Raw genomic sequence first — 20,011 nt, 5'->3', positions numbered from 1 at the left:
AGGGAAAGGCCGAGCTTGGAAATCCATAATTTTGCGCGAAGTGCAAAATTATTAGTTTCAAGTCGTGCCCATGGCGTTCCAGTCAAATCTTCTTGTTGCGGAGGACGGCATATTTACGCTACAACCAAGTTTGAGTAAGAAACTTGATTTCATAGCTGAGCGTATTCCTAATTGTTGCTCCAGTAATGTGTTGTTCTATTCAAATTTTAATGTTCTAAATTTTTAAACAAAAATAGCATCTATCTAGAATTATTCTAATAAATGTTATTTTACGAACTCAGACTTGAAACTTATTATACTTTTTGAAATGTAGATTATTGAGCTTTATCTGTAGGAATGCAATTAATGAACAAATAGCAAAGAGTACTAATGTTATCAATAGGAATTGCATAACTTTTTGTGATGGCATTAGGGACTCGGCTGTGGCTGAACTCTTTGAGAAAAATGCTGGTAGGTCATCAATTATATGGAACATGATTGCTAATGATAAACTGTTTGTCTGGCTATAAAGGGTCCCATATAACATTGCTGTAGCTGCTGCTACTATCATTTGGGCTACTACGACCCATTTATTGGTTACATTGAACATATTACCGATATGAATTAGGCCAAAACTCACTGAGCTTATTAAGACAATCAGGAATGGTTTCGAATGTAAAATCTTTTCTAGTTGTGCCATCAATAGGCCACGATAAACATATTCTTCACCTATTCCGATTAACAATACTGTTAAGAATGCATTCCATCCCGCTTTGGGAAATCCTAGGTTGCCAAACTTTCCCAGAATCAACATGAATGCTAACAGTGGAATCATATTCAAGATCTGTTTAAAAATATGATTTGGATTGAAGAAAGTAACTTTTAATTTCCAGAATTTAAGATTACATGTTACTGCAATTAAGATGAGTAGTGTATCCAAAATCATTTGTGCATATTTTCGATCAAATTTTAAAATTGGATAAATTGCATCAACTATTAAAATCGTTACTGGTACTAACAAAATAATTAGAACGACTGATAACCAATCTAGTTTGCGACTCATTTTTCTTACCCCCTGGTTTTGTTATCTTTAAGATAGTCGCCTATTGGGATAGAGGGAAAGTTATATCTTGAGTGTGCGGATTTTTGGTCTTGAATGTTAAAAAGAACGATAAAACTTGGATTGTTTTATCGTTCTTTTTTTGAATTCTTCTATATTTAAATAACCATTGTGCTTTGCTGAATAGTGGAAACGAGCTACGCAGGGGAACTCCTTCCGGTTAAGTCAACTTTCTCTGCCGACGCTTCGCTGTCGACTGAGAAAGTAGTCTTAATCCTCGGGAGCTGGGCGCCCCTGCTTCGCTCTCTCTACCAAATGGTGATTCTCTTATCTTCATCTAACCACATGCCATCGCCTGGTTTGATGTCGAATGCTTCATAAAACTCATCTAAATCTTGTGACATAACGTTGGCTCTTAATGGTTGTGGTGCGTGGACGTCGGTTGCTAACAATCTCTCATTATATTCTGGTGTGGCTTTAAATCTCCATGACTTGGCCCATGTAATGAAGAATTCTTTAGGATTATAGTCTGCATCCATCTTTGCGGCTTCGATTGCACATCGTAATCCTCCGACATCGGCAATGTTTTCACTGACTACTAACTTACCATTAACTTTTCCACCTGAGAATGGAATTCCGTTAAATTGATCGATCATCTGTTGTGTTAATTTCTCAAATTTTGCGTAATCTTCTTTAGTCCACCAATTCTTCATATTTCCATATTCATCGAATTTGGCACCGTCATTATCAAAGGCATGAGAAATTTCATGAGCAAATGTTGCGCCGATTCCACCAAAGTTTTCACTGCTTGTTTGTTGCAAACTGTAAAATGGTGCTTGCAAAATTCCGGCTGGAAAGGTGATGTCGTTTCTTGATGGATCGTAACAAGCGTTGACCATTTCACCGGGCATTAACCAAACTGTGCGGTCAACCGGTTTGCTAAATTTAGCTAGTTCTGTTTGACGAACAATACGATCAATTTGCGTAATGTTGTTATATAGGGATTGAGATTCATCGACTTTAAATTGTTTAAAGACTTCTTGAATCTTATCAGGATAACCAACTTTGATTACGATTTTATTTAACTTCAAGATGGCTTTATCTTTAGTTGCTTGACTAAGCCAAGTGTTATCAGTCAATCTCTGCTTATAAATACCGATCATTCGTTCAACCATGCTACGAACATCGGCTTTAGCTTTTTCACCAAAATATTTCTTACCGTAGTAGATTCCGATGACTTCATCAAAATTATCTTCAGCCAAATGGTATGCAAATTTTGTTCTACTTTGTAATTCTTTAGCACCACTGAGGGCCAAATCGTATTCACCAACTATTTGACGGAAGTCTTCATCCAAATATGAACTGTTAGAGACTAAATATCTAACTAACATCCAAGCTTTCAAGTTCCCAAATGTATCATCGTTGACTAATTTATCGATATTTTCCAAATATCTAGGTTGAACGATAATAACTTTTTCTGGCGTAGCTTCAATTTGATCAACTACTAATTTCTTTAAGTCCAAATTCTCAGATTTAGTAACAAATTCTTCAAATGGCATTGGATTGTAAATCTTTGAATACTCTGCCCACTCTTCAGATGTCTTAACGATAGGAACTAGGCTCTTATCGAAAGCTATCGCCTTAGCAACAGTTTCTTTAGCGGCATCTTCTGAGTAACCTATCATAACCAAAAGTTTTTCAGCGACTGTAATATATTTGCTCAAAAGCTTCTTACCGGATTGATTATCTTCGGCATAGTAAGTATTATCTGGCAGAATTAAATCTATTCCGTCAACATAAGCAGCATTGTGGGCTGTATCTTTCATATCAGCATCAACCCAGATATTCATTGGTAAAAAGAAATTCTCTTTGCCTAATTCAGATAATTGTTGATTTAAATCCTGTAAGTTTTGAAGTTTTTCAATTTTTTGAAGATCCTTCAAAATAGGTTTCTCATGTAGTTCTTTTAGAAAACCAGTATTTTTAGCGAGGCGATACAATTTGATTGCTTGTAAAAACTCGTTTCCTTCAACTTCAGTATCATTTTCAGCTAAATGTTGAAAGTCATCCATCAATTCTTTTTCAATCTTTAGATCCAAATCCATGGAAGCACCGGCACTAGATTTATCAGCTGGCACTTCAGCTTTTTCTTGCCAAGCTCCATTGACGGCCAAATACAAGTTATCTTTATAATCAGTCTGTTTACCGTCAGTTAAATCTCCGGCTCCACCCATAATTTTACTTGTTAACATACTTTCACCCCGCGTTTTGATTTAGTAAATACTATATCACTTATTTTAATATTATTAAAATAAATTTAATGATAGTTATTACAGTAATTCTGATAATACTTTTCATGTTAAAAGAAAAAGGGTGAAGAATGAAATTATTGATTTCACGCTTCACCTATAGTTTTTACCAAATATTGACTCGTTTATCCTTATCCAACCACATTCCATCTTTCTCAGTGACATCAAAGGCATCGTAGAATTCGTCCATATTTTGTGCTTGAACGTTGGCACGAAGCGAGTCTGGAGCATGGACGTCCAAAGCTAACAACATTTCAGTTAATTGTTCAGTTGATTTACTTCTCCATACTCGAGCCCAATTTGTGAAGAACTCTTTAGCATTGTAATCGACTTCAGCTTTGGCAGCTTCCAAGGCACAACGTAAACCTCCGACATCGGCGATATTCTCACTGACAATCAATGTCCCATTAACTTTCTTGCCAATATAAGAAATTCCATCAAATTCATCAATCATCTTTTGAGTTAGCTGCTTAAAGGTTGCATAATCTTCTTTAGTCCACCAGTTATTGATATTTCCTAATTCATCGAACTGCGCACCATTGTTGTCAAAGGCATGCGAAATCTCATGGGCGATGACTGCCCCAATGCCACCAAAGTTTTGACTACTTGTCTGTTCTAAACTGTAAAATGGTGCCTGCAAGATGGCAGCTGGGAAAGTGATATCGTTTCTTTGCGGATCATAACTGGCATTCACCATATGTCCTGGCATCAACCACTTACTTCGATCAACAGGCTGATGAAGTCGGCTTAACTCATCTTCATTTTTGATCTTATTAATTTGAGCTAAGTTATCATACAAAGATAGATTTTCATCGACTTTTATTTTACTGAAGATTGATTCAACTTGATCTGGATAACCAATTTTTAAAACCATCTTCTTTAATTTCAAAATCGCCTTTTTCTTAGTAGCTTCACTTAGCCAATCGTTATTAAAAAGACGTTCTTCATAAACACTAATCATCTTTTCAACCATTTGGCGGACATCTTTTTTGGCCTTCTCACCAAAATATTTTTTACCGTAATAAGTGCCAACTACTTGATCAAGATTTCTTTCAGCCACATGGTAAGCAAACTTGTCTCGACTCAATAATTCTTTAGCACCACTGAGGGCAAGACGATATTCCCCCACTGTTTGACGGAACTCTTCATCCAAATCATTAGCTTTGTAAAATAGAAATCTAACAATCATCCACGATTTTACATTTTCAAAGGTATCAGGATTGACCAATTTATCTAAATTCTCCAGGTATCTTGGTTCACGGTTAATAACTTTGATTGGCTCGTCACCTACTGAATCAACGACAAACTTCTTTAAATCCAAATTCTTAGATTTAGTAATGAATTCGTCAAAATCCATAGGATTATAATTTTTAATATCGTCGGCCCATTCTTCTGGAGTTTTGACAATTGGAACTAACGTCTTATCGAAGTCTAAAGCCTGCTTAACGATTCTGTGAGAATCATCCAAACTATAGCCCACCATCGCCAACAAGTGATTAGCTACTTGAGCATATTTTTCCAATAATTTTTGTCCAGATTCATTACCGTCAGCATAGTAGGATTTGTCGGGTAAAATCAGATCGGCTCCCGTCAGATAAACCACATTTTGAATGGTATTCTTCATATCCATATCAACGTCTAGTTGCAAAGGCAAAACGAAATCATTCTTTAATAAATCAGCAAAATTATCACTCAAATTTTCCAAGCTACTTAATTTAGAAATTCTACGTAAATCATTTAATATCGGTTTTTGATGATATTTGCGTAATTTCTCAGTATCGTTCGCTAGCTCATAAAGTTTAACCGCCTGCAAAAGTTCGTCATCATCAATCTTACTTTTATCCTTGATTAGTTCATGAAGATCACTGATCAAAGTTTCTTCAACGCCCTTAATCAAATCGTAAAATCCACCTGTACTAGGACGATCATTGGGAATAACAGCCTTTTCTTGCCAAGCACCATTAACAGCCAAATACAGATTATCTTTCACATCTGTTTCTTTGGGATTCTGAATATCTCCAGATCCACCGATCATTTTTTTATTTAGCAATTTATTCACCCCGCCAACTTATTTTGATTCACTATAACACTTATTGGATATCATCAAAATATTTTTAATAGTTCAAAAAAACAGGCATAAGCCTTAGCCTATCCCTGTTTAGATGATTACATTTCTTATTCAGACAAAATGTCTAGAAAATCTTCAATATTACCAGATGTTAACACGTTTGTCGGCGTCTAACCACATACCGTCTTTTTCAGTAACACCAAAGGCGTCATAGAACTCATCCATATTTTGTGCTTGAACATTAGCACGTAATGGAGCTGGAGCGTGAACATCGATTGAAAGGAACATTTCTGTCAATTGTTGTGTTGACTTGTTTCTCCAAACACGAGCCCAGTTGATAAAGAAGGCTTTAACGTCAAAGTCACTTTCACTCTTAGCAGCTTCCAAGGCACAGCGAAGTCCACCAACATCGGCAACATTTTCACTGACAACCAATTTACCATTAACTTTATGACCAGCATATGGAATTCCTTCGAACTCATCGATCATATTTTGAGTGAGCTTCTTGAACTTAGCAAAGTCTTCATCAGTCCACCAGTTATTCATATTACCGAATTCATCGAATTGAGCACCATTGTTATCGAAAGCATGAGAAATTTCATGAGCAATAACAGCACCGATACCACCAAAGTTTTGGCTACTTGTTTGGTCCAAACTGTAGAATGGAGCTTGCAAAATAGCAGCTGGGAAGGTGATGTCATTTCTTGATGGATCGTAACATGCGTTAACCATATGTCCTGGCATCAACCACTTTGTACGGTCAACAGGTTCGTGATATTGATCCAAACTGTGTTGAGCAATGGCCTTTCTAATTCTAGAAACGTTGTCGTACAATGAATCATTTTCGTTAATTTCAAATTTATTATAAAGATCATCAATCTTATCTGGATAACCAACTTTAATAACGATCTTATCCAATTTGACAATGGCTTTCTTCTTAGTATCTTCACTCAACCAAGTATTTTCAGAAAGTCTTTGTTCGTATACGGCAATCATTTTCTTAACCATGCTGCGAACATCTTCTTTGGCCTTTTCACCAAAGTATTTCTTACCGTAATATGCACCAACGACTTCACTGAAAATACTTGCAGCAAAATTGTAGGCATACTTAGTTCTGTTCTTTAATTCTTTAGCACCACTGAGGGCCAAATTGTATTCACCGATAACTTGACGGAATTCTTCATCAAGGATTGAAGCATTTCCAGTGAGGAATTTAACCATCATCCAAGCTTTGATATCTTCAAAAGTATCAGCGTTAACAAGTTTATTCAAATTATCCAAGTATCTTGGCTCTGTTACGATAACTTTTTCAGGTGTGTCGTTAACAGAATCAACAACCAAACTCTTCAAGTTCAAAACATCGGATTTAGTAACGAATTCGTCAAATTTCATTGGGTTATAAACCTTAGTATAGTCTGCCCATTCTTCAGAACTCTTGACGATAGGAACTAATGATTTATCGAATTTCAATGCTTTTTTGACAATTTCTTTAGCTTCATCCAGCTTGTAACCGATCATTGAAAGTAAGCGTCCAGCAACATCAGCGTATTTGGCTAATAATTGTTTACCTGATTCATTTTTTTCATCATAGTAAGTCTTATCAGGTAAAATCAAGCCAGCACCGTTAATATAAACGACGTTCTTAGCTGTATCTTTCATATCAGCATCGATACTGATATCGATTGGCAAAGCAAAACCATCTTTTGACAATTGTGCCAAGTTATCCCCTAAATCCTTAACACTGTTCAAATCAGTAATGCGTTGCATATCTTTCAAGATTGGTTGTTGATGGAACTTGCTCAAATGATCCACATTATTAGCTAGGCGATATAACTTCACAGCTTGAAGCAAACGAGGATCATCAACTTCACTTTCATCGTTTGCAAATTCATGGAAGTCTTTCATGAGTGTTTTTTCAACGCCCTCATCAAGATCTGTAAAACCACCAGTACGAGATTTGTCAGGTGGAATTGTAGCTTTCTCCTGCCAAGCACCGTTGACAGCTAGATATAAATTATCCTTATAATCGGCGGGCTTAGCATCAATTAAGTCCCCTGCACCACCGATAACTTTATTCATTAACAAATTGTTCACCGCCTATTATTTTTAAAGACTACTATATCACTAATTACTTTTTATTAGAATAATTTTCATTTTTATAATTTTTAAATAAAAATATGTTTTGCACTAAAAAAGCTCAATGTGATTGTTATCTTTTCGATAACTGTTCATTGAGCTTTTGTTGTTATTCTTTAATTCTATTCAAGTAAACCATGGTTCTTTGCTGAATAGTGGAAACGAGCTACGCAGGGGCAACTCCTTCCGGTTAAGTCAACTTTCTCTGCCGGCACTTCGTTGCCGACTGAGAAAGTAGTCTTAATCCTCGGGAGCTGACCGCCCCTGCTTCGCTCTCTACTCTATCTAATAACACTAACTGAAACGCCAGCGCTATTTACGATCTTCGAAGCTTGTGAGCCGATTGTATTACGGTTCTTATTCTTCTTTTCCACTCCGACAATAACTAGGTCTGGTTGGAACTTAGGAATTACTTTATCTACGATAACTGTTCCTGGTCCGCCTTCTGTTACCATCATATGAACGTCTTTAACGCCATATTCTTTGGCTTTTTGTCCGTAAACTTCGAGAAGTTCTTTGATCTCTTCTCGGCGTTCTGCTAGTACTTCTGGGTCTAGCGATTGAAAAATATTCAAGTCACCTGTTTCCAATACGGAAACAATACCTAATTCTGAATTATAGTGTTTAGCTAATGAACACGCATAATTAAAGGCATTTTTTGATGACTCAAAATCATCTGAATCGACACAGATTAAAATCTTAGAATACTCAATTTTTTTAACTTTGTATTCTTTTAATTCATCCATATATTAAACCCCCTAGGTTATTTAAAGTCGCGTCCTTTATTCTCTTGGAAGTATTTATCAAATCTCTTAACATAATTATGGAACATGTATGTCAATAACAACCAACGTCTAAAGGAATTGTCTTTGTTATAGAAAACGGTTGTTCCAACGCGGTCTTGCTTGATTAATTCATCAGCATATTTAGTTGCATCATTATCAGCTGCATACTTGTTGAAGACCTTGACTGGTACACCTAACCACAATTTATGTTGTGCTTTGTTCTTGTTGGCATAAACTGTTGGCTCTTTTTCTAAACTACCCTCAATATAATCTTCTACCACATATTTGGCAAGATTATAGCCATTGAGCGTCACAAAGAAACTACTTCTTCCTTGACGTAAATTAATTTCAAAGAATTTGAAAGTATTATCACGAGAATCAAACTTCATATCAAAGTTGGCGTAACCTGTAAATTCAATATCCTCAAGGAATTTTTGAACTTGGTCATAAACATCCTGATTGAATTCAGGAATAATGGCTACATAGTTACCGATTGATTGTGGTGTAGGGTCTTCCAAAATTGGATGGCCTAAACACATCATCTTAACGTGGTGTTCTTGGTCAACATAGGCGTTGAGCACACGCATATTAGAGTCATCCCCAGGAATAAAGTCTTGGAGAATCAAATCCGATGTATAACCATTATCATAAATCTTACCAACGATAGTCATATATTCTTCTTGAGAGTGAATTATGAAAGCCTTTTTACGGCCTTCAAAATGAATATCCAACCATTCCACACTGTTTGCTGGTTTTAAAGCAACTGGGAAATCGAATGGAACATCAAGATCATTCTTCTTCTCATACATATCTTTTGTAATAATTTTTGTTAATGGATGAGGTAGGCCATGTTCATCAGCGACATGGTAGAAACTCTCTTTATTATTCAATGATTTTAGTAAATCATAATCGACATAAGGACACACGAAAGTCTTAGACAATTCTTCTTTATGCTTGCTGATAAGTTCGGCATAACCATCCCCACAACCAATTAAAATAACTGGTTCCTCATGGTTTTGGTAAACTTTAGCAATTTCACGCATTTTTTCAATGAAAACAGGGTCTTCAGAAAAGCCTGAATAGAGAGTTAAATTTAAGATTTTTGTATATCTTGTAGGTGCCAATTGGATTTCGGCATAGGCTTTAACAGTGCCCCCATAGAGTTCATGGAAAGCACGGGCCATTCCGTAAACATTCATATCACTACCCAAAAGAATGGGCGTGAATTTTTTTCCTGATTCAGTTTCGATAGGGATCAACCTCTTACTATTATTAATTCTATTTTTAAAATTACACACATTTCACACAAAATTATACCATACTCAATTTAGCACAACGAGAGCCTCATTTATATTAAATCTGAGAGGCTTATTATTTTCTTAAATTATTATGCTTGTAGTCTTGGAACTGAAAGAATCCAGTAACTCAAAAGCGAGTTACTGGATTCTTTTTTATTGCTTATGTTTTTATTTTAGTTTCTATTCGGATAAACCATTGTTCTTTGCTGAATAACTTTAGCTTCTATTCAAATAAACCATTGTTCTTTGATGAATAGTGAAAACGAGCTGCGTAGGCCAGATTCCTGTGCTTTGCCTGACTTCACGAACTGTCTGCTTCGCAGCCAATTCGCAAAGTCCTGCAAATGCTCGGAATCTAAGCGGGCCTACTCCGCTCTCTTACTATGCTCTCTCACTTACTTTAACTTGTGGGTCTACGTCTGGTTTCTTACCATCGTCAATAAAGAATACTTTATACCAAATCAAGAATGTATAAATTGTCCAAACTTTACGACGATCGTCGTTTTCTCCACGATAACAACCATCAAGCATCTTCAAAATTGCATCTTGATCGAAGAATTCTCCGGCAAAATCTGCGCTGAATAAACTACGGAATTGTTCGTAAACTTCTTTGGTTCTGATCCAGTCACGAATTGGTACTGGGAAGCCTAGTTTTTCACGTTTTGCCCATTCCTTAGGTAATGCACGCTCGGCAGCTACTCTTAGTGCGTACTTGCTATCTTTACTATTCAAAAGATACTTAGTAGGAATTCCAGCAGCTACTTTGGCAACTTCTTTATCCAAGAATGGTACACGTAATTCCATTGAATTAGCCATACTCATACGGTCGGCTTTTAGCAAGATATCATTTGACATAAATTGGTGAAGATCAAGGTATTGCATCTTCTTAACTTCATCGTTATAACCACTAACTTTGCTATAACTTCTCATAACGATATCTTTAACTGAACGTGATTTTTCAAATTCAGGTTTAACTAAATCTGCAGCTTCTTTTTCTGTAAAGATCTTAGCTTGACCAATAAAGAATTCTTCAGCCTTTGCAGTTGATTCATACAAGTGCAAACGACCTGGGAAATTAGGCATTTTCTTTAGTCCGTGAGCTAATTTGTACTTAACTCCCTTTGGTAGGCGTTTCAAATCTTCCGCTACGACACGGATAGCCTTTGAATGTGAATGGAAGCCATAATTTGCATAACCAGCAAACAATTCATCGGCTCCTTCACCAGAAAGAATAACCGTTACATCCTTACTTGCTAACTTAGTTAAGAAGTAAAGTGGTATACATGAAGGATTTGAGTCAGGTTCGTCCATGTAGTATTGAATTAGAGGAATGGATTTGACCGCTTCCTCTTTTGTAACGATACCACGTGTGTTTTCCAAGCCTAATTTGTCAGCTAACATTTTAGCTGCTGTACCTTCTTCATACGTACTTGTATCAAAATCGATTGAGTAAGTATGTTGTGGTTTCAAAACGGCTGTAACGTAACTTGAGTCAACACCACTAGACAATAATGAACCAACTGGTACATCACTGATAGAGTGTTCATTGACTGATTCACGAATAGATTTGTCAATTCTCTTAACAGTTTCTTCAAATGACAAATTGTTCTCTTTGAAGGACATATCCCAGTACTTCTTGATACTTAACTTGCCGTTCTTGAATGTAAAGTAGTGACCTTCAGGAATTCTGAAGACATTCTTGAAGAAAGTTTCGTTCAAAGCTGAGTATTGGAAAGTCAAATATGGCTTCAAAGCAGCTTTGTTCAATTCCTTCTTGAAGTTTGGTTCTTTCAAGAAAGATTTGATTTCTGAACCGAAAATAAATGTACCTTCACGGTTGTAGTAATAAAGTGGCTTGATACCAAAGAAATCTCTAGCACCTGTAATGTCACCAGTTTTTAAATCATAAATCACGAAAGCAAACATACCACGGATTTTCTTTAATAGACCTTCAATACCCCATTCTTCAAAACCATGAAGAAGGACTTCAGTATCAGTATCAGTTGAGAAAACGTGTCCTGCTTTCTTTAATTCTTTTCTAACATCTTTGTAGTTATAAATTTCACCGTTAAAAATAACAGCTTTTGATTTATCTTCGTTATAAATAGGTTGCATACCACTACTGATATCAATGATACTCAAGCGGCGGAAACCTAAAGCAGCATCGCCATCCAATAATTCACCAGAACTATTTGGTCCACGATGTTTGATCGTATCCATCATAGCCTCAATTACAGGTTTCTTGTCTGTAATATTTTTATCTACGAATCCGACAATTCCACACATAAAAATTCTCCCTTATATTTCAAAACTTACATATCTTGTAGCGGCTCCGTAACCAAAAATTTGTAAGCGCAATTTGTTCGGGTCGATATTAATGAAATAGCCCGCTAATTCTGAGATTTCATTATAACGCCTGTCCCATTTTTTATTATAATCAGTTGTTAAACCATGTTTCTTACCCATTAAGGCCGAACAATTTAATATTATATGATTAATTTCAGAAACTTTGTAGTTTTTTTCATAATGCATATGACCACAAATATAAGTTGTTACCTTAGAAATGCCTGTAGATGAGAAATCATAGCGTAAATTAACACCAAAATCTCCTGTCAATTCATTTTTTAATTGACCAGAATTTTTGTTGTTAAAGCTTACTAACAATTGTTGAATCAGGTCGCCATTAAAGTTCAACGCACTACGACCACTCGGACTCACAATATTAGCATGCCCCATTACAATAACATGTTTATCGACAGTATTTTCGAGAATTGTAATCAAATCTTCAAGTTGTTGTTCTCTGACGCCACGGACTTTTTTAAAATCATACTTTTTAGAACCATTGCTAAGTATATAAGGAATATCACTCGTATCGATAAAGACAATTCGTATATCGCCTTTATCATACCAGCCAACTTTTGAAACAGGATTTAATCTAAAAATCCCTGATTGTTCAAAATCATACTTTGTTACTAATGAGTCATAGTCATCACGATGAAATGATGCTGATCCGAAGAAACGATGTTCATCGTATTTATCATTCTCATCGTGATTGCCCTCTAGAAGAAAGAATGGTGGTTTGCTGTTCTCATAATTTTCCACTGCAAACTTCAATAAGCCACGACTAATTTCTGGCTTATCGCTTCCATCAATCAAATCCCCCAGATGAACGTTCAAGTCTAAGTCGACGGCATCACTAACGCTATTAGCCTCAATAATATGACGTATCCCGTTGATTCCGTAATAAGATGCACTAGCAATTGCCTTAGCATGTGTATCAGTTAAAACGGACAAAGTCACTGTATCATCTGTAACGTTAGGTTTTACGTTATTATCATAAACGCCCTTAATGTAATCAATAACAAAAGGACGTGGCTTCAAGCGTTTCAAAAACATATCAGTTTGTGTTGATATGAATTCTGATGGCTTTGGTGTCAACAATCTGCTTGCAATATTTTTGATTTTCAATTTTATGATCTCCAATATCCCATACTTATATAGTAAAAAAACCATCTCACGATGGTCTCATTATGGCTCAATTATATATCAAAGATATGAAAAATAATCTTTTGACGCTTACTTTAAAAGAATCTGATAAGCTTTTCTAATACCATGATCTTCATCCATCGTAATAGTGCCTTTTTCAACAAATCCATTACTTGTAATAACGTGTTGCATTACTAAATTATCAGGATGAGTGTCAATTCTGACATCACTGTATCCTAAGTAATGTGAAATTGTTAGTAGTTGTTGAATCAATGCGGCTGAAAGGTGTTGTCCTTGGTGGCCCGGTTCAACAGCTATCCGGTGAATAATTGAATAGGTTACATCAGAATCTTTTGACCATGACCCAGAGGTCATATCTTGATAATTCTTATCATAGCCTTGTTGCAAAGCAGCAACTCCAACTACCTCACCATCTAGTATTAAAACATAACTTATATCTTCTTGAATATCTTGTTCTAGGATTTTCTCATCGGGATAACCCACTTGCCATTGATCAACGCCACGGTCCCGTAAGGTTTTCTTAGCGCCACCGATGATATCAATAATTCTTGGCAAATCGTCAAGTGTTGCTTGACGTAAATAAATATTGCTCATAAAACATTGCCTCCTCACTTCATCAGGATATTAAAACAAAAAAGAATATCTCATTGCAATAGTTTTGTTCAACTTTTCTTATTTTTTTTATAAATAAAGCAACTAATAACAAATAGCACTAAGGCATACAAGAATGTTTGCCCTGCTATTGGCAATAGTTTAGTAATAGAAGAATTATTTTGCAAACTGACGATCATTCTAGAAAGAGGTGGAAAAATCACTTCAAAGTTTTGAAAGATACCGACAACGCTACCTGACAAGGCTAAGTAGACAAAAACTAACGTTCCAATCTGTCCTAGACTGGAATGATTTTGCCATTGAGTTTTGAAAAGCGCCGCTATTGAACTGCCTAAAAATCCTACAGAAATTAAAGCAACTATTCCTACGACATCTAAAAATATATCTTTACTTAGAATTAAACTAAATGCAAAAATCAATATTCCGGAAATTATATTTAAAATTAATACCGTTAAAAATTGACTGATTACCTCTGACCAGTAACTGTTCACCTTTTGTTTTAAATAATGATTATAAACTTTATCGTTATGATACAAATTCATCGTTGAAAATAACGATAAAAAAAACATCCCTATTAATAATAGGCTATATTTCTCATGATAATCAATACTTAATAGTCGATCGGCCGTTAAGCCAAAAACAATAATTGAGAACAATAATGTCAGGTATAGAAAATCTTGAAAAACAAACTGTAAATAATTTTTCAATAATATTTTAATTTTCAATATCATTATCCCCCTCAAACTGATAGTTAAGAGCAATCATCTTACCGATAATCATATCTTTTTGACTCAGAGGGATTTTGATCACGACAAGATTATTGGCATTTTTAACCACATATTCAGCCAAATCCTTCGTTAGCGCGATGGAATTGTGATGAACACTGAAGGTTAACAGACTATCTTTAATTTTTAAGCTTTTAAATTGCTGCAAAGCACCATTATTGAATTGATAATTTTTATCTAGTATTTCGGATACTTCATTACTTATTTGAGTCTCCGTGATTATGACGCCCGAACCATTATCTTTCAAGTCCTGAATCATACTCAACATATTTTGAACCATTTCATTGCTTTGAAAAACAAACGGTTCATCTAATAATAAGACGTTGGGATGTCCCACGACCGCAGCCAAAAAACTAACTCGGCGCTTAAGGCCTAAAGAAAGTTGTTCAATCGTCTTATCCAGATATGGTGCCAATTTCATGTAAGTGATCATTGCTTCTAATTGATCTTTGCGGACAGCCAAATGTTTAGATAGACGTCTGATATCTTCCAGATAATTTCTCACCGTTTGTTCAATGACTTGTGGATCCATTTGTGGCATATAGCCAATCCTGACACCCGGAGTATATTTGATTCTGCCACTATCAGCCTGTTCATAATTCGCTATTGTTTCCAAAAGCTGTGTTTTACCGCTACCATTTTCGCCACTGATACCAATTATTTCATTTTGGGATAAAGAAAAAGCTACATGCTTGAATGCAAAGTAGCCCTCTCGTTGCAATGATAAATCATTGACTGATATTAATTCCATTATTGCCATTCCTCAATAGCGTGTGCTGCTAGTCCGATTGAAAGGATTGCATCTTTAGAAACTGAATTTCTAACATCAGCGACAATGGTGTTGTCATATACTGCTCCGATAACGGTAAATGCAAAACTGACCAAATTGATATCGGTCTTAACTTTATAATCGCCACTTTCATATGGATCTTCGTGGTTATATGTAAAATTGATCTTATGACCAGACAATGAGCCATCAACGTGATTAACTTGCACACGGTCATGCAACTCACTCAATTTTTGATCAGGATTTTGTAAAGTTAAACGATGGTCTGATTCATTTTGGTAGTAATCGTCTTCAGTCATTTCAAAGTATTCTTCAATTGGTTTTCTTAAAACCTCAAGTGAATCTAAGATGTCATACACAGCTTGTGCATCAAAATTTTGTGATTTGTCTTCAATATTTTTTCTATCTTCATAAAGCTTTTCAGCTAGTTTGCTAATAGTTTCAGAATTCATAATCATCCTCCGTCTTCGGTGGTTCTCTTTCAATTTGGTTATAGTGTAAAATTGCCGTCCTCCACAAAAATTGGGGATGCTGTTGGAACGCTATGGGCACGATTCGGAGCTAATCATTTTACACTTCGTGCAAAATAATGGATCTCCGAAGTCGGCCTTATTGTAATCGGCACAGCCGATAACAATAATTTCATAGCTGAACGCATCCCCAATTTTTGCTCCGGACTAAAGAGTACTCCGATTATTTTATTCGAGATGAATTATTTAATCCAGCATCTTTCTATTTTAAAAATCACTTTTCTCAAGGTATTCAGATAGCCCTATACATTTTCAGTATATACATACACAACTTTATCTAGCCACATATGAAATCAAAGACTGTCCAAACACTACAATTTCAACAAATAACAATAGAACCAGAAATATAGTCGGTAGTAGAAAATCTGTGGGCCCTCAGTGGTGAAATTCTACTTAGCTTGCGTCAGCAAGGTTAGTAGAAGACCGGACTTGGAAATCCATGATTTTTCACAGAGTGAAAAATTATTAGCTTCAAGCCGTGTCCACCGCATTCCAAGCCCACAGATTTTCTACTACCGACGGGCATACTTCCACCACATCAGTTGATATCAGACACGTCATAACCAAATAACAAGAAAGAACCCTTTAATAATACCATTATACTAATTTCTATTTGTAATTACAGGAATCTATGTGATCGTTAATCACACCCACTGCTTGTAAAAATGAATACATAATTGTCGGTCCTACGAATTTAAAACCACGTTTTTTCAAATCCTTACTAACTCGTTGCGACAATTCTGTTTGAGCAGGTAATTCACTTATATCACTATAATGATTAATTATTGGTTTATTATCAACAAAATTCCAAATATAATCAGAAAATTTTTCACCACTTCGATGCATTTCTTGAATCTTACGTGCATTACTAATCGAAGCATCAATTTTTAAGTGGTTACGAATAATACTTTTATCTTGTACCATAGCCTCACGTTTATCTTCATCAAAGGCTGCCACTTTATCTATTTCAAAATTTTCATAAACTTTTCGATAATTTTCTCGGCGGTTAATAATTGTTGCCCACGACAATCCTGCTTGAGCCCCTTCTAAGGTCAACATTTCAAAAAAATATCTTTCATCATGACTAGGTTTGCCCCATTCATTATCATGGTAAGCTTGCATTTCTTTTGATTCATTGCCCCAATCACATCTCATTAATAAGTTTCTCCAGACTAAAAAAGGCCGACATCCGCCAGCCTTCAATATAATTATTTTTTCTTTTTATCAGGTAATTTATTATTATCAACATCTGTTCTAACGATAATAACATCAGTTCTTGCATTTCTTGTAACGTATTCAGAAACTGAACCGACTAACAAACGTGTTACAGCATTCATACCGGTTGAACCAATCATGATCAAATCATTCTTGTATTCTTCTACGAATTCTTGAGAAATAACTGTCTTTGGTTCACCGAAACGAACGTGGATATCGATGTCTTCTTCCTTAAAGCCATCTTTAACAGCACCGTCTTTTAATTCTGTCAGATACTTTTGCGCATCTTCGGAAAGTTGATAGATAACATCACCATTCAACATACCACCATGCAAACCGATGAATTGCTTAGTATCTAAGACTGTTAAAACATCGATGTGACCACCGTTCATTTTTGCAACTGTTACGGCCTTTTTAAAAGCCATTTCTGCTTCTTTTGATCCATCTACAGGAACCAAAATCTTCTTATAGTCTTGTTCCATAATTCAATCCTCCAATGCGCTTATTGAATACCTTCTAATGTAAGATTAATGCATTCATATATTTTATTCAATATTTTACATAATTATTTGAAAGTCAGTAACGTCCGTACTAATTGGTTTGAAACTGATTCGTAGTTCTCAAACATCGTCATCTCGTCATCATACTCAGTCATCTGAGTCGAAAAAATCCCTGTGAAAAGCTGTTCGTAACTTTGAAAATCATCAACAAAATTATTACATAAAGCAAAGGTAGGAATTTTTTGAGCCCCAGCTAGACGACTCAAGTGATACAACATGTCATCATGCATGGCCTCTCGAGATATCTTATCTGTTGCCGTAATCAGAATATTTGCCGAACGGATCGTATCTTCCATTCCCGTAACCTTCGCTACCCACTCAAACGATGAGCGAGAAATACGTGCATTAATCATTGCAAAAGCCCCAGCCAAAGTCTTGATTGAATCAGAATGAGGCATCGGGTGTATATCTAAATTATACTTCTGATTCATTTTTTCAGTGATAAAAACTAAATTATCTTCTAAAAAACTTTCTTGTGCTTCATTCAAATAATTTATAGGATCCGATATTTTTCTTTCGGAATAGCTCAATAGAATCGTCAAATGAGTTCGTCTGCCTAATAACTGATAGACATCTTCCATATCGATTCGAAAAGCGTTGATCAACGGATTCTCGCCTTCAGGAACCAATTGTCCATCCTCATCGTAAATTTTAGCACCCAGAGCTTGCAAAGCTCCAAGTCCCCCATCAGCTACAGCTGTTTTTCCTAAACAGAGGACAATATTTTTGACGCCATTGGTGACAGCGTCCATAATGAACTCGCCCAAACCATAACTTGTTGCATGAAACAAGTCATTTCGGCTTTTATTTTTTGCTAAATCTACGCCAACCACTTGCTCTGAATCCATAATAGCGGTATTTTGACTATCGATCTGGGTAACAAGATAACGCCCAGTTCGATTTTCCCAGAAAGCATCAAAGTAGGAGACTTCATCCCAATGCCCACCAATGGTATGCTCTATTAAGGCAGGCATCCCGTCTTTACTATCAGTAACGGGCATGGTAACTATTTTTGCATCAGGCATAGCGCGCGAGATGCCACTATAAATAGCCTGACCAATCTTAGTCGAGCTAATATTGTTACTATATTTTCCAGGTGCAATAATAAACTTCATGATAGGATGACTCTTCCTTTTGATATAATGATTATTAGAAAAATATGCAGAGGTAGTTAAAGGTATGGCTAAAGATAATAAGCGTGTTTTAAACCTTGAAAAAGGTGTTAATTTTCGTGAATTGGGTGGATACGAAACAGTTGATGGCAAGTCAATCAAGTACCACAAAGTTCTCAGATCAGCCGGATTAAGTGATTTATCTGACGGTGACCTTGAATTCTTAAGCAACTATGGCTTAAAGTATGACGTTGATTTTCGTTCACACGAGGAAGTAAACGAAAAGCCTGACCGTATTCCTGATGGGGCAGAATACGTTTTTGATCCTGTTTTTGAAGCCGACGAAACAGAATCCTCCAAAGTTCAAAGTGAGACCTTCATTCCTGAAATTGGCGGTGACCCTACTAATGGTTTCCACCATATGAAAGACGTTTACCGTGATATTATCACAGGTGACCAGGCTAAGGGAGCTTATCGAACATTTTTTGATAAATTATTAACTAATGACCAAGACGATGAAGTCTTACTTTTCCACTGTAGTGCTGGTAAAGATAGAACTGGTATGGGAGCCATCTATCTAATGACTGTTTTAGGTGTTCCTATGGAAGAAATTAAGAAAGATTATTTATTAACTAACAAAGTTAACAAGGGCTTCGTTGACAACTTAATCCTTGATTTACAAAAGAAGGGTTACACTGACAAGGACGTTTTGAGTTCAGTTCGTGACTTAATGACAGTTCATTCTGACTATCTAGCTACAGCTGAAGATGAAATTGCTAAGATGTCTGGTAATATAGATAATTATATCAAAGATGAATTACACGTAACTCCTTCTGAAATAAGCGATTTGAAGAAAATCTACTTGAATTAAGATTCAATCTTCTCATTTTCAGAATATTGTTATCACATTTTCTTCACATTTAGTGTCTATCATGTAGTTTGTAAGTTAAAGGAAAGCAAATAGCTTTAATTTACATCCCCCCTTAAACATATAGAAAACTAAAAATAGATGAAAATCTCATAATAAAAAATAATTTACTTTTCCTCCCTGATAAGTGAATTACCCCTAAAGTAAAAGACAACTACTGTTCCCCTACAGTGGTTGTCTTTTTTTGATTCGCTTTAATCTTAATAGTTTACTTCTATTGTTTGGTTGGTGCTGGATGCCGTCGGAAGAAAAATCTCTGTGGACCGCTGGAATGCACTAGGCCTTGTCAAGTTGACACTTTTTTCGAGTAAATAATATAACTTTAAGAGATGGACTCATT

The 20,011-nt window shown here is 35.8% G+C and carries 16 protein-coding genes; 1 reads left to right on the top strand and 15 read right to left on the bottom strand.

Features of this window, described 5'->3' with window-relative positions; translation table 11 throughout:
* Window positions 1-277 precede the first annotated feature (277 nt).
* From U8526_RS12825 to U8526_RS12755, 15 genes are all read right to left on the bottom strand, one after another.
* Entirely contained in the window at window positions 278-1,042 is a 765-nt protein-coding gene (locus U8526_RS12825; protein WP_334342339.1) for a CPBP family intramembrane glutamic endopeptidase, read from the bottom strand.
* Between the two features lie 305 nt (window positions 1,043-1,347).
* A complete protein-coding gene (locus U8526_RS12820) occupies window positions 1,348-3,291 on the bottom strand; it encodes a M13 family metallopeptidase (protein WP_334342338.1) in 1,944 nt (647 codons plus the stop codon).
* A 163-nt stretch (window positions 3,292-3,454) separates the two neighbouring features.
* The gene (locus U8526_RS12815) at window positions 3,455-5,383 is read right to left on the bottom strand and encodes a M13 family metallopeptidase (protein ID WP_442886258.1); all 1,929 of its coding nucleotides are present in this window, start codon (window positions 5,381-5,383) and stop codon (window positions 3,455-3,457) included.
* A gap of 174 nt (window positions 5,384-5,557) precedes the next feature.
* Window positions 5,558-7,495, bottom strand: coding sequence for a M13 family metallopeptidase (locus U8526_RS12810; protein WP_334342361.1), 1,938 nt, complete (start codon window positions 7,493-7,495; stop codon window positions 5,558-5,560).
* Between the two features lie 338 nt (window positions 7,496-7,833).
* Entirely contained in the window at window positions 7,834-8,298 is a 465-nt protein-coding gene (locus U8526_RS12805; protein WP_334342336.1) for a universal stress protein, read from the bottom strand.
* 17 nt (window positions 8,299-8,315) lie between these two features.
* Window positions 8,316-9,536 (bottom strand): carboxylate--amine ligase, encoded by a 1,221-nt coding sequence (locus U8526_RS12800; RefSeq protein WP_334342360.1) that lies wholly within the window; start codon window positions 9,534-9,536, stop codon window positions 8,316-8,318.
* 480 nt (window positions 9,537-10,016) lie between these two features.
* Window positions 10,017-11,921 (bottom strand): asparagine synthase (glutamine-hydrolyzing), encoded by a 1,905-nt coding sequence (asnB, locus tag U8526_RS12795; RefSeq protein WP_334342335.1) that lies wholly within the window; start codon window positions 11,919-11,921, stop codon window positions 10,017-10,019.
* 12 nt (window positions 11,922-11,933) lie between these two features.
* Window positions 11,934-13,103, bottom strand: a complete 1,170-nt coding sequence (locus U8526_RS12790; protein ID WP_334342334.1) for a metallophosphoesterase family protein — start codon at window positions 13,101-13,103, stop codon at window positions 11,934-11,936.
* Between the two features lie 108 nt (window positions 13,104-13,211).
* Window positions 13,212-13,736 (bottom strand): GNAT family N-acetyltransferase, encoded by a 525-nt coding sequence (locus U8526_RS12785; RefSeq protein ID WP_334342333.1) that lies wholly within the window; start codon window positions 13,734-13,736, stop codon window positions 13,212-13,214.
* Between the two features lie 68 nt (window positions 13,737-13,804).
* Window positions 13,805-14,479, bottom strand: coding sequence for a hypothetical protein (locus U8526_RS12780; protein ID WP_334342332.1), 675 nt, complete (start codon window positions 14,477-14,479; stop codon window positions 13,805-13,807).
* The gene (locus U8526_RS12775; RefSeq protein WP_334342331.1) at window positions 14,469-15,290 is read right to left on the bottom strand and encodes an ATP-binding cassette domain-containing protein; all 822 of its coding nucleotides are present in this window, start codon (window positions 15,288-15,290) and stop codon (window positions 14,469-14,471) included. The genes U8526_RS12780 and U8526_RS12775 overlap by 11 nt, the downstream gene beginning before the upstream one ends.
* A complete protein-coding gene (locus U8526_RS12770; protein WP_334342330.1) occupies window positions 15,290-15,778 on the bottom strand; it encodes a hypothetical protein in 489 nt (162 codons plus the stop codon). The genes U8526_RS12775 and U8526_RS12770 overlap by 1 nt, the downstream gene beginning before the upstream one ends.
* Before the next feature lie 687 nt (window positions 15,779-16,465).
* Window positions 16,466-17,011: a DNA-3-methyladenine glycosylase I gene (locus U8526_RS12765; protein WP_334342329.1), complete on the bottom strand. Its 546-nt coding sequence runs from the start codon at window positions 17,009-17,011 to the stop codon at window positions 16,466-16,468.
* A gap of 53 nt (window positions 17,012-17,064) precedes the next feature.
* Complete coding sequence (locus U8526_RS12760) at window positions 17,065-17,553, bottom strand: universal stress protein (RefSeq protein ID WP_334342328.1); 489 nt, start codon at window positions 17,551-17,553, stop codon at window positions 17,065-17,067.
* A gap of 83 nt (window positions 17,554-17,636) precedes the next feature.
* Entirely contained in the window at window positions 17,637-18,746 is a 1,110-nt protein-coding gene (locus U8526_RS12755) for a glycerate kinase (RefSeq protein ID WP_334342327.1), read from the bottom strand.
* 64 nt (window positions 18,747-18,810) lie between these two features.
* Here U8526_RS12755 and U8526_RS12750 point away from each other — a divergent pair, with 64 nt between their 5' ends.
* A complete protein-coding gene (locus U8526_RS12750) occupies window positions 18,811-19,614 on the top strand; it encodes a tyrosine-protein phosphatase (protein ID WP_334342326.1) in 804 nt (267 codons plus the stop codon).
* Window positions 19,615-20,011 lie beyond the last annotated feature (397 nt).

Origin of the sequence: Companilactobacillus sp. HBUAS56275, from assembly GCF_036913655.1 — a bacterium.
In the GTDB taxonomy this organism is placed as follows: domain Bacteria; phylum Bacillota; class Bacilli; order Lactobacillales; family Lactobacillaceae; genus Companilactobacillus; species Companilactobacillus pullicola.
Note: the sequence above shows the minus strand (reverse complement) of the source record. Positions and strands in the feature narration are given on the sequence as shown.

What these genes read in the sequence shown, in the direction of transcription:
- U8526_RS12825 (WP_334342339.1), bottom strand. Translation starts at nt 1,042, where the DNA reads ATGAGTCGCAAACTAGATTGGTTATCAGTCGTTCTAATTATTTTGTTA.
- U8526_RS12820 (WP_334342338.1), bottom strand. Translation starts at nt 3,291, where the DNA reads ATGTTAACAAGTAAAATTATGGGTGGAGCCGGAGATTTAACTGACGGT.
- U8526_RS12815 (WP_442886258.1), bottom strand. Translation starts at nt 5,383, where the DNA reads ATGATCGGTGGATCTGGAGATATTCAGAATCCCAAAGAAACAGATGTG.
- U8526_RS12810 (WP_334342361.1), bottom strand. Translation starts at nt 7,495, where the DNA reads ATGAATAAAGTTATCGGTGGTGCAGGGGACTTAATTGATGCTAAGCCC.
- U8526_RS12805 (WP_334342336.1), bottom strand. Translation starts at nt 8,298, where the DNA reads ATGGATGAATTAAAAGAATACAAAGTTAAAAAAATTGAGTATTCTAAG.
- U8526_RS12800 (WP_334342360.1), bottom strand. Translation starts at nt 9,536, where the DNA reads ATGAATGTTTACGGAATGGCCCGTGCTTTCCATGAACTCTATGGGGGC.
- asnB (WP_334342335.1), bottom strand. Translation starts at nt 11,921, where the DNA reads ATGTGTGGAATTGTCGGATTCGTAGATAAAAATATTACAGACAAGAAA.
- U8526_RS12785 (WP_334342333.1), bottom strand. Translation starts at nt 13,736, where the DNA reads ATGAGCAATATTTATTTACGTCAAGCAACACTTGACGATTTGCCAAGA.
- U8526_RS12775 (WP_334342331.1), bottom strand. Translation starts at nt 15,290, where the DNA reads ATGGAATTAATATCAGTCAATGATTTATCATTGCAACGAGAGGGCTAC.
- U8526_RS12770 (WP_334342330.1), bottom strand. Translation starts at nt 15,778, where the DNA reads ATGAATTCTGAAACTATTAGCAAACTAGCTGAAAAGCTTTATGAAGAT.
- U8526_RS12765 (WP_334342329.1), bottom strand. Translation starts at nt 17,011, where the DNA reads ATGAGATGTGATTGGGGCAATGAATCAAAAGAAATGCAAGCTTACCAT.
- U8526_RS12760 (WP_334342328.1), bottom strand. Translation starts at nt 17,553, where the DNA reads ATGGAACAAGACTATAAGAAGATTTTGGTTCCTGTAGATGGATCAAAA.
- U8526_RS12755 (WP_334342327.1), bottom strand. Translation starts at nt 18,746, where the DNA reads ATGAAGTTTATTATTGCACCTGGAAAATATAGTAACAATATTAGCTCG.
- U8526_RS12750 (WP_334342326.1), top strand. Translation starts at nt 18,811, where the DNA reads ATGGCTAAAGATAATAAGCGTGTTTTAAACCTTGAAAAAGGTGTTAAT.